The following is an 8,292-nucleotide window of genomic DNA, read 5'->3' as shown; positions in this document are numbered from 1 at the left end:
CATTGTATAATCTCGTTGTGTACGCTTTTCTCTATTCCTATCTCGTTTTTCCATAATAAGTATATTTTCTGTAAACCTATTTTAGGACGCGACAATACAAAACAAAAAGCCCTATTCAACAACAGTGGCTTTATGGAGGTGGAATAAGAATTAATAATATTAGTTATTATGATGATCCAAATGAGACCGTTCCACAGAAAACAACTACATTTTCTTATAAGAATTTTTCGGATTTAGGAAAAAGCAGCGGAGCATTGGTGTTTCCAAAGCCTGTACTCAACTACGAGTATAATTATACCAATACATTTGTTGCTAAATGTGGAGGTATGTCGGTTGGAAACTGTCCATACCCTTATGGAAATACATTTGGGATATACTCATCAGGGAATTTTCTTCCTGTTCAGAAAACACAAGGTTCAGATGTAGGATATCAGAATATAACAGTTTCAGAAAAAGATAAAGGAAAAACTGAATATTCTTACACCTCACCAATCGATAAGCCTAATCCACTCTATATTTCTCCTGAACTACCGCCATTTCTTCCTGTAGATAATTACGATTATAAAAGAGGATTGCTAACGAAGGATGAGAAAAAGAATAATATGAATATAAATTTGTATAAAAAGGATACTGAATATAATACCTATGATACAAAAATTCTTACAGGAGTAAATGTAAGTTACATCAATTCACCCTATTCTGAGTATGTGTATGCAGGGCGTTTTAATTCTTATGAAAATTATGTGACCAATTGTATACAGAATCAACAATTAAATCCTTTTTGTGGTAGCCGCTCCAATGTGAGTAGCATGATGCGCATTTTACCTGTGCGTGAAATCATAGGAAAAGCTAATCCAAATCATTCTGAGTCTATAGAATATTTCAATGGAAACCCATTGAAGGCCACTGAAGATATAATCTTCAATACAAGAGATTATCCGATTAAGGAGGTAACGACACATTCGGATTCCAAGATCACGGAAACCAATTATCAGTATGCTCATGAAAAAGCAGACCAAAGACTTATTAGTGCCAACATGATTGGTATTCCTCTGGAAACATCTACCATTCAAAAGAAAGATGCTAATGATGTATTAGGAAAGCTTATTTCAAAAACAGAGACAAAGTATGACAACCCGGGTAATCTGTTCCCAAGCTCAGAATTGTCGTATGATATTTTAAATAATATAGTTTCTACAGAGGTGAGTTATGATAAGTATGATGAAAAAGGAAACCTACTTCAATACACCACAAAACTTGGAACTCCTGTCACCATCGTTTGGGGCTATAACAACACCCAGCCCATTGCGCAGATTGAAGGCATAACGTATGATCAGTTGACGGGACAGGTTTCTCCATCAGCTGTAGTTTCAGCTTCAGATGAAGATGCGGCTGATCCAAGTAAAGAAGGGTTGTTGCTCGATGCCCTAACTGCCTTCAGGAAAAATTCTTTTTTTGCAGACAAGAAAATAACAACTTATACGTATGATCCACTGATTGGGGTAACGAGTATTACTGCACCTACAGGAGTGAGAGAAATTTATCTCTATGATTCTGCAAACAGGTTAAAAGAAGTAAAGGTGAGAGAAAAAGACAGCGCAGGAAACTACGTGCTGAGAACAGTGAAGCAGTTCAATTACAACTATAAACCTTAAATGCACACATCATGAAAAAACAATTCATAAAAAAAGCACTCTCGATATTCGGCTTGATGGTCGCAGGAATATCGTATGCACAATCTAATACCGAAAATTATGTGCAGTCTAAAAACTGCTTAAATAATGATTGCAGTAAAATATCAGAGACCATTACCTATTTTGACGGATTAGGCAGAGCAAAACAAATCATCAATGTAAAAACAAGTTCTACAGGAAAAGATTTGGTAACCCCTGTTACGTATGACGGATTCGGAAGACAGACAAAAAATATCCTGCCTACTCCCGTAGCTAATCAAAATTCACTAATTCATTCCGGAATTACGAATGAAAGTACAGCGAATTCATATTATGGTGTCGCCAACGCATATGCAGAAACAGAAATTGAAAACTCACCATTAGACAGGGTTTTACAACAGGCGAATGCGGGGGATGCATGGAAACTCAGTTCAGGACATACTCAGAAATTCAGGTATGAAGCCAATGCAGGGAGTGAAGTGAGAAAGTTTGTGACCAATACTTCAACCCATACGGTAAACAATATTTCAAATACCATTTCTGCTTTGTCTATTTCCTCTGATAATTCAGGATATTATCCTGCAAGTGTACTGTATAAAAATACGGTAACGGATGAAGATGGAAATCCTGTGGTTCAGTTTGAAAACGGACAAGGTCAAGTTGTTTTGATTCGCAGAACAGACGGTTCGCAGAATATTGATACGTATTATGTGTATAATGAATATAATCAGAAGGCATTCATTATTACTCCAAAAGCCGTAAAACAAATTGAGCAAAACAATAAGATGATCACGGAGAGTATCTTAAATGACCTCTGTTATCAATATAGATATGACGGACAGGATCGTGAAGTAGAAAAGAAACTGCCCGGAAAAGACTGGCAATTTACGGTATATGATAAGCAGGACAGACCAGTTTTAGCACAGGACGGAATTCTCAGAACCGTAAACAATAATTTCGGTAGCAAGGGCTGGATGTTTACCAAATATGATCAGTTCAACAGAGTGGTTTATACCGGTTTCTTCTCCAATACGGCAACAAGACAGGTGATGCAGAATGCTTTAAACAGCATGACTGACAATGCCTCGAATAATGAAAAGAGGAGTTCAGCCTTTTTTACCTTACAAGGCATGGAGGTGTATTATGACAAACGGGCTTTCCCTACAGGAAGCATGACACTGCTGACGGTAAATTATTATGATACCTATCCTCAAGGTGCACCCGCTGTTCCTTCCACTATTTTAGGTCAATATACCTTGTCACAAACATTAGGAGTAAATGATGATGCCACAACCAATAACCTGCAAACAGCTTCGTATGTAAAAAATATTGAGGATAATAACTGGACAAAAACATATAACTACTTTGATTCAAAGGGAAGACTCATTTCAACAAATAGAATTAATCACTTAGGCGGTTATACCAAAATAGAATCGGAACTTGATTTTACGGGAGCTCCAAAAAACACAGTTACGAAGCATGCAAGAAGAGCTGATGAAGCCGGAATAACGATAAAAGAACGTTTTGTCTATGATGATCAAAAAAGATTGGTCCAGCATTATCATCAGGTAGACAACAATGTTGAGCAATTGCTGGCAGACAATTCTTACAATGATATTTCTCAGCTGATTAATAAAAAAGTAGGTAACAATTTACAGAGTATTGATTACGATTACAATATCAGAGGATGGTTGACTGACATCAATAAAAACCAAATGAATACCCCAGATCTGGGTGGGAAATTGTTTTCTTATAAAGCAAAATACACAAGCAGAGACGGAATTGAAAATCCTGATACCGGATTATTTTCAGGAAAAAATGTAGTTCCAAGATTTAACGGTAATGTTGCAGAGACAGATTGGAGAAGCTTTGAAACATTAGGTGCAAATCCTTTGCTTACTCCAAAAAGATATGGATATGCCTATGATAAATTAAATCAGCTAACGGCAGGTTATTATCAGAACCCTAACAATCCTTATAGCAAAGAGAATACGGAATCACTAACCTATGATCTTAACGGAAATGTAACTGCTCTTTACAGAACCTCCGTAATGGATTATGGAAGCGGTATTGCAACTGTTATTGATAATCTTGACTATACTTATGCAGGAAATCAGGCAATAAAGATTAAAGATAACAGCGGAAACCGTACAGGATATGAAGGAACGACAGGTTTCCCGATAGATTATGATGCTAATGGGAATATGAAAAATATGATGGATAAGCAAATTACAAAGATTGCTTATAACCATTTGAACCTGCCGAATACAGTAAACATTGGTTTTGATCAGGTTTATTCCCAAATTTTAACCAAATACAGGGCTGATGGTATAAAAGTAAGAAAGGAAAATACTAAAACGTCTGTTGGTGTAGCAGGGACAATTACCACAAAAGAAACTACAGATTATTTAGATGGTTTTCAGTATTTTAACACAATAACTTCAGGCAGCGGTGGAGAAAGTTCAGAAATGATGGTGCAGTTAAAACGTGCTTTTGAACCACAGGCATTTACACCGATTGGAATTATTGAACCAACAATAGATCCTCCTTTTGGTAGCGGTGTGATCGCTGATCTTAAAACTCCCGATTTACAGTTTTTCCCGACAGCTGAAGGATTCTATGATTATACAAAAAATCAATATATTTACAACTACTCAGATCATTTAGGAAATGTAAGGGTAAGTTTCGCAAGAAATAGCGCAGGTGTTCTGGAAATTGTAGATGGTAATGATTATTATCCTTTTGGGATGAACCATCTGAAAACGGGTAATGCTTTCTTCGGACAAGGCAGTTTTAAAAATTACAAATTCGGTAAAAAAGAATTGCAGGAAACAGGTTTCTATGATTTCGGAAACCGAATGTACATGAATGACGGAGTACGATGGATGAGCCCGGATCCTTTGAGTGAAGAGTTTTCCGACTGGTCTCCATATAATTACGCATTCAATAACCCAATGAGGTTTACGGATCCTGATGGTAATGCTCCTGAAGATGCAGTTAGTGAATGTTGTGCCCATTTAAAAGGTTTTGCGCTTACAATGGCAGACAACGTTATGGGAACTAATTTCCGTAATACGTATGCCACAAATTCTCAGGACTATAGAAATGGAGTGAGTAATGGTCATGGAGCTTCAATGATTTTGAGTGCTGCAATGGCACTAGATGGTGGAGGAAGTATTGGAGGGGGAACAATGGGATTGGTAGCTTCGGCTTCAGCATCGGGTTCGGGTGTAGGAACTTTACCCGGAGCAGCTGGTGCACTAGTTAGTGGTGCAGCCCTCGCAAAAGGAACGGTAGAACTTGCAGGAGCTGGTGTTATTCTTAAGAATACCATTGACAATATACAGAGTGATAAAAAAGCAAGCTCTTCATCTGAATCAAATAAAGGTAGAAGTGGTAAACAAGCCAGATTAAAGGAATTATCTACTGATCCTAAATTAGGTAAAGCTGATAAAGGATGGCTAAAGTCCGATATAAATAAAATTGAACAAGGAAAAAGAAAAACAATTAGAAATCCTCCTGGCAAAGATTTAGCGCACGAAAGAGGTAGAGAAGCAGCCAAAGGTTATTCCTATGAATATTCTCACCTGCAAAATAGAAAAGATCATAGAAATCAGCATAAATATGATAATGGGGGAAGAAAAAATAAAGAAAGACCAGTTAATTAAAAAATATGAACCAAAAAGAAATTGAAAACGTAGTGTCATTAGAACCTATCGAAAGGTATAAATACTTTATCAAAAAGGTGGCAGATTGGGAAACATTTTTCACATTACTTAATGAAGATGGAGAGTATGTACTTTCAGAATTAGATGACTACAAACTGCTTCCTTTATGGAGTGCAAAAGAATATGCCGAGTTATGTAAAATAGGAGGTTGGGAGAAATATACAATTAAAGAACTTAGCCTCGATGATTTAGAAGATGAAATTATGGATTTTATTACTGAAAGGGATTGTTTAATCAATGTTTTTCCAATTTACGATATGACAGGCTTTGTAGTAAATCTCCAAGAATTTACGCGAGATTTAAATGAAGAACTTGAAAAGATACAGTAAAAACATTACCAGGAAAGCCACAAATTGTGGCTTTTTTAAAGCATTCATTAGATGAGAATAGTGAAACATTTAGAACAATACATTGGTACAATATCTAGAGCTACAGATATTGTAGATAAAAAATATAATCTTACAATTTCAGTATATGATAATATTCCTTTCGAAGAGATTAGGACATATTCTACACTTGGAATGAATCGATATTTTATTGATTATTATTATGAATTTATTTTTGTCTGTATGGCAAAATATAATGAAAATGAAATAGCCTCATTTCTAACTAGCTTTGCTGAATATTTGATTGATGCAGAAAACGGTGTGCGTAGGGGTGACGTTTTATCATTTGATTTTACAATGACTTCACAAACTCAAATGAATTCATTATACTTTACTTTACCATTTTATTTTGATGATAATTTACAGCAACTAAAATTAGAAAACAAAAATGTAATTTTCCCTCTTATAATTCCTATTTATAATGAAGAAGCCCAATTGATAAAAGAGAAAGGATGGAATAGTTTTGAAGAATTTCTTGAGGAGAACGAAGTAGATAATTTATTGGATTTAAATAGGGATAAGTACTTTTGGTAAATCAATTTATATTAAAATTAGCATATCAAAATGATGTGCTAATTTTTAAAAATAAGAATGATGGAATATTAACTATGTATATACTGAAGGTTTGCACCACGGTGGTGCGAGGATCTTGCTCGCATCCCATTGTAAATTAATAATACTTTATCAAAAATAGTATTAATACGATTGAGGTTGCTGTTTTTAATTCTTATGGTTTAACGGTTAAAATTATCGAAGACCCAAATGCTTTATTTACAATTAATTTAGCAAAGCCAGTATCAAAATTTACAGATGAGGGAATTGTTACAATTAATGGATCTAATAAGCCTGATGGAAATATATATGATGGTGAAGTAACATCCAAGGACGGCTCTAGAACACTTGCTCACGAACTTGCTCATAAAGCAAGTTTACCACATATATTTTCAGAAACAAGTAAAGTTGAAAATAATAAGGAGAATAAAAACAATCTTCTGAATTCTGAAGATGTACAACAAAAACCAGAGCTTAGAGATGCTACAGGAACTAATTTAGTTCCATCTCAAACAAACGATATTAAAAATCATATCAGGATTACAAATGAAAATAGAGAAAGAAAAGAAAAAGAACAGCAAAAATTAAATCAAAATGAGAATCAATAAAAATATTTTTTTAACAATAAGCCTTTTAGTTGTTAATTTAATTTCATGTCAAAGTAAAAAAGTTTATACTAATAATTTTGATAAATTGTCCATAGAAAAAAAACAGGAAGTAAAAACATATTTAGATGAATTTAATAAAACATATCCTAAGAAAGATAACGAAATAATATTAATGCTCAGTTATGAGTGTTTTCTAAATAAATCGGTTATTATTAATAAGAAAATATCCAAAAGTTTTAACGAGGATAAAATTCATGGTGGGCATTTAGGTAAAACAGCCATAATTACGCTCGAAAAAAATTTAAAAAGAAAAATAGAATTAAGTTTTTCGGATGGAAAGAAAGTTAAATTTTCTTTGAAAGATAATTACGATTATATATCTATTTGTTATAGTGTTCCTGCGAATGAATGGTATATAGAATATTATGATTACCCACAACTATATTTTAGCGAGTAAATGTATACTAGATTAACCATACTGCTTATTTTTTTATCTTAAATCCTATTTCATGCCAAACTAACAAAATTATTTCTTTTAATAAATATGAAGATTTAGGCTTAGATAGGAAAAAAGAAGTAGATGAAAATCTGAAAGATGTATTAGAGCATTTATCAAAAAAAGAAAATGAAATAGTTATATTGTTTCAGTATAATTGTTTTTTTAATAAGAAATTGGAGATTAATGGAAAATATGGCTTAGACTTTCCTAAAGATCCAAATGAAGATCATTATGGACAAAAATTTAAAAAAGTAAAAAAAGAAGAAGGCCCTATTAAAATAAAAATATCTGATATGCAAGCATTTATAATTAAACAGCAAAAAGGATTTGATTATATAGGAGTATGTTATAATGAAAAAGAAGATAAGTTATATATAGAGTATTTTGACTATCCTCGAATTTTAAGAATAGAATAAGGTTTCATAATTACAAACCTGTTTAACAAAAACCTCGTATTTTTCGAGGTTTTTATTGTTTATAGTGCAGCTAAATTATTAGCAAAAAAGTCTTTAAGTTTTTTGTTGATAAGCATTTTTTCCATGTATCGGAAAATGGTTTGCTATCTTAAGAATCTCCTCTTCAGTAAATCGACTATGCATATAACATCCGAGGTTGGATGACCAAGATTAATGATCCTGTTAACCTTAACGGAAAATTGTTTGGGTATGAAATCAGGTATAATAATCCTGTCAATCCAACGATTGCTCCCGGAAGATTTAATGGTAATATTGCAGAAGTTGACTGGAAAAATTCTACAGAAGATCTATTGAAAAGGTATAACTACGAGTATGATAATCTGAATAGATTAAAAAATGCCTTCTACAAAGAACCGACTACAGGAAACAG

7 protein-coding genes are annotated in these 8,292 nt (G+C 33.7%); all 7 read left to right on the top strand.

Translation table 11 applies throughout. From position 1 onward, the window contains the following. The first annotated feature begins 254 nt into the window (after positions 1–254). On the top strand, positions 255–1,655 hold the full coding sequence (locus BUB80_RS22555; protein WP_139262878.1) for a hypothetical protein: 1,401 nt from the start codon (positions 255–257) through the stop codon (positions 1,653–1,655). Positions 1,656–1,666: 11 nt separating this feature from the next. Continuing rightward, positions 1,667–5,341, top strand: coding sequence for a DUF6443 domain-containing protein (locus BUB80_RS22550; RefSeq protein WP_073297947.1), 3,675 nt, complete (start codon positions 1,667–1,669; stop codon positions 5,339–5,341). Positions 5,342–5,346: 5 nt separating this feature from the next. Continuing rightward, entirely contained in the window at positions 5,347–5,730 is a 384-nt protein-coding gene (locus BUB80_RS22545) for a DUF2750 domain-containing protein (RefSeq protein WP_073297945.1), read from the top strand. Between the two features lie 51 nt (positions 5,731–5,781). Next, a complete protein-coding gene (locus BUB80_RS22540) occupies positions 5,782–6,321 on the top strand; it encodes a suppressor of fused domain protein (protein ID WP_073297943.1) in 540 nt (179 codons plus the stop codon). Positions 6,322–6,933: 612 nt separating this feature from the next. Further along, positions 6,934–7,404 carry a hypothetical protein gene (locus tag BUB80_RS22535; protein ID WP_073297941.1) on the top strand — a complete coding sequence of 157 codons (471 nt, stop codon included), beginning with the start codon at positions 6,934–6,936 and terminating at the stop codon, positions 7,402–7,404. Positions 7,405–7,619: 215 nt separating this feature from the next. Next, positions 7,620–7,862, top strand: a complete 243-nt coding sequence (locus tag BUB80_RS22530) for a hypothetical protein (protein ID WP_139262875.1) — start codon at positions 7,620–7,622, stop codon at positions 7,860–7,862. Between the two features lie 200 nt (positions 7,863–8,062). Further along, the coding region (locus tag BUB80_RS22525; protein ID WP_139262872.1) for a hypothetical protein at positions 8,063–8,292 on the top strand (230 nt) is incomplete at its 3' end.

The sequence above is a fragment of the Chryseobacterium polytrichastri genome, assembly GCF_900142445.1.
Classification (GTDB): Bacteria; Bacteroidota; Bacteroidia; order Flavobacteriales; family Weeksellaceae; genus Chryseobacterium; species Chryseobacterium polytrichastri.
This window is presented reverse-complemented; position numbering and strand designations above follow the sequence as displayed.